The organism is Chamaesiphon polymorphus CCALA 037, from assembly GCF_003003845.1.
GTDB classification, from domain to species: domain Bacteria; phylum Cyanobacteriota; class Cyanobacteriia; order Cyanobacteriales; family Chamaesiphonaceae; genus Chamaesiphon; species Chamaesiphon polymorphus.
In genome coordinates this window covers 1-2,351 of the sequence record NZ_PVWO01000696.1, presented here as the reverse complement: position 1 = coordinate 2,351, position 2,351 = coordinate 1, and the positions used below count along the sequence as shown (strand labels likewise).

2 protein-coding genes are annotated in these 2,351 nt (G+C 47.2%); one reads left to right on the top strand and one right to left on the bottom strand.

Annotated features, from left to right (window positions below; translation table 11 throughout):
• Positions 1-141: 141 nt before the first annotated feature.
• Positions 142-1,560 carry a UDP-glucose dehydrogenase family protein gene (locus C7B77_RS28390; protein ID WP_106312961.1) on the bottom strand — a complete coding sequence of 473 codons (1,419 nt, stop codon included), beginning with the start codon at positions 1,558-1,560 and terminating at the stop codon, positions 142-144.
• A 315-nt stretch (positions 1,561-1,875) separates the two neighbouring features.
• On the opposite strand from C7B77_RS28390, the gene C7B77_RS28385 reads away from it, so the two are divergent.
• A partial coding sequence (locus C7B77_RS28385) for an MFS transporter (RefSeq protein ID WP_181244070.1) occupies positions 1,876-2,351 on the top strand: 476 nt, incomplete at its 3' end.

Here is a 2,351-nt window from a genome sequence, read left to right as displayed (position 1 = left end):
ACTCCCTGTCTTGTCTCGCTGAACCGTCGGCAAAGCCGACGAGCGCGAGCCGCAACTCCCAACTCCCAACTCCCAACCAAATAGTAACTATATTTACGCCGCAGACTACTAGTACTAAGTGGCACAAGTGGGGTTACGGGATTAAGCAGCAGCATTCAAAATCAGATCGTCGATCTGCGCTGGTGAAAATGCTGAAGGTGTGAATCGATCGAGCGGCGGACGACCGATACCGATATAATCAAAACCAGCATTAGCTAGCGATCTAGCATCTAAATAATTGCGTCCATCTACGATCGTCGGTCGCTCCATCAGACTGGCCAAAAGCGCGTAATCTAACTCCTGAAATTCTTGCCATTCAGTTACTAATACCAGGGCATCACAACCACTTGCCAGCTCTTGAGCATTAGCAGTCAAGGTGATTTTGGCGAGATCGGGACGATTGCAATCGGAACTAATTAACGGATCGTAAGCTTTGACTTTCGCGCCTAAATGTGTTAATCGATCGATTAAATCTAGCGCAGGCGCATCGCGCAGATCGTCGGTATCTGGCTTGAAGGTTAGTCCTAATAAACCAACGGTTTTTCCTTTGAGGATTTTGAGAACTTGTTGCAGTTTATCGATCGCAATTAATCGTTGTTGGCGATTGGTTTCGATCGTCGCTTTTAGCAATTGGGCATTATAACCATAGTCAGTTGCTGTATGTACCAGCGCGGAAACATCCTTCGGAAAACAAGAGCCACCCCAGCCAATTCCCGCTTGGAGAAATTTATTGCCAATTCGCGTATCCAATCCAATCCCCTTGGCTACCAATGTCACATCGGCACCCACGCGATCGCAAATATTGCCAACTTCATTAATAAAACTAATTTTGGTAGCCAGAAAAGCATTAGCGGCATATTTAATCGTTTCCGCCGAAGTCAAATCTGTCACCAATACGGGCACGGGCGGTAAATCGGGATATTGGGCGAATTGTCGGGTGACAATCGGCGCGTAGAGCTGCTGCATTAAATCGATCGCCCGCTCGCTACTACTGCCAATTACAATTCGATCGGGATTGAAAGTATCATAAATTGCCGATCCTTCTCGCAAAAATTCTGGATTGCTAACTACATCAAAACTCGGAGTCTCCGATCGGCCTTCAGCAGCCCCATCCAGAACGATCCGGCGCACCCAGTCTCCCGACCCGATCGGCACTGTAGACTTATTCACAATCACCTTGTAGCCACCGTTGAGATGCTGTCCGATCCCGCGCGCCACCGCTTCGACATAGCGAGTATCGCTGGCACCAGAAGGGAGAGCTGGAGTACCGACAGCGATAAATAAAATCTCACCACGATCGACTCCCACTTGCAGATCGGCAGTAAATTCCAGTCTTCCTGCTTCCATGTTGGCTGTCATCATCTGCGACAAGCCAGGTTCAAAAATCGGCGATTGCCCCGACTGCATTAACTTGACTTTCTCGACATCATTATCGACACAAATTACCTGATGCCCGATTTGGGCTAAACATACCCCAGTAACTAAACCAACATAGCCCGTTCCAATTACACAAACTTGCATGAGATTCACGCTCCTGAATTTTGGTTACTACTCAGGTTCTCAAGTTCTGATGAAACAGGTATGAAGTTTTGATGAGATAAATCTCATTTAGTTACAATTCCTCATTTGGTAGACTCACATCTTGCACAGATGCAAAATCTTTAGTGAAGTGGGGGTAAAGGGGAAAGGTTAAAGGGAAAAGGAACACGCTCACAATAGACTTCCTGCGAAAGTCAGGCTTTAGGCTTGATAGCTTTAGGCTTTAGGGGAAACTTTAGAGGATGCTGGGACAGGATATATGATAATGTCAGATTTTGCTTGTCCCCCTTTCTCCATATGACTGATTCCCCGCCCGAAGTTGGCGACTCGCCATCTAACAAACTACCGCCATCGCCCCCGATCGGTAAAATTAATTTTGCCACCAAACTCGCCTATGGTGCGGGAGATATGGGAGCGGCGATTACGGCAATTTTACTGCTATCTTATCTGTCGCCATTCCTCACCGATGTCGCGCATTTATCGCCAGGATTGGCGGGGCAAAGCCAACTAGTCGGCAAGTTTTGGGACGCGATTAACGATCCGATGGTGGGCGTATTGAGCGATCGCGGGCAGATTTTTAGCGATAAGATCCGCAAACGCTGGGGAAGGCGTTATCCGTGGATGCTCTGGGGGGCGATCCCATTTGGGCTGTTCTTTGCATTGCAATGGATCGTGCCATTTCCCGCCACCAATCAATTAGGTTTATTTGCCTTTTATACGTTAATTTCGATCTTATTTAATACCTTTTTTACGGTTGTAAATTTACCTTATAC

Excerpts from the sequence above, each read along its gene's own strand:
- C7B77_RS28390 (WP_106312961.1), bottom strand. The coding sequence starts at position 1,560 with ATGCAAGTTTGTGTAATTGGAACGGGCTATGTTGGTTTAGTTACTGGG.